Consider the following 659-nt stretch of genomic DNA (forward strand, 5'->3'; position numbering starts at 1 on the left):
ATGGCGCCCACCGGGTCGTCGACGTACGTTTCAATGAAGCGCGTGGCGTAGACGACCAGCAGCCCCGCGACCGCGCCGGTGAGGATGGCAAACGGCCCGGTGAGGGTGGCGCAGCCGGCCGTGATGCCGACCAGGCCGCCGAGCACGCCGTTCAGCGTCATGGTGGCGTCGGGCGTGCCGGTGTCGATCCAGGTGACGGCCATGGCCGTGGCCGCGCCCGCCCCGGCGGCGAGGAAGGTGTTCATCGCGATGAGGGCGATGGCGGTCGAGCCGGCGGTCGTCGAGCCGGCGTTGAAGCCGAACCAGCCGAGCCACAGGATGAACACGCCCAGGGCCGCGAGGGGAAGGCTGTGCCCAGGAATGGCCCGCGGGGTGCCGTCCGCCGCGTACTTGCCCACGCGGGGCCCCACGACCAGCGTGCCGGCGAGGGCCGCCCAGCCCCCAACCGAGTGCACGACCGTCGAGCCGGCAAAGTCGATGAAGCCGAGCCCCTCCAGCCAGCCGCTGCCGTTGAAGAGCCCGCCCCAGGCCCAGGCCCCGAACACCGGGTAGATCAGCCCCGTGATGAGGACCGAAAAGATCAGGTAGCCGCTAAACTGGATCCGCTCGGCGACGGCCCCGGACACGATGGTGGCCGCCGTGGCCGCAAAGACCGCCTG

1 pseudogene is annotated in these 659 nt (G+C 71.6%); it reads right to left on the reverse strand.

Annotated elements, in window-relative coordinates:
* A pseudogene (locus BSZ35_RS00325) lies at positions 1-659 on the reverse strand (ammonium transporter); the annotation flags it as partial.

Source organism: Salinibacter sp. 10B (assembly GCF_002954405.1).
In the GTDB taxonomy this organism is placed as follows: domain Bacteria; phylum Bacteroidota; class Rhodothermia; order Rhodothermales; family Salinibacteraceae; genus Salinibacter.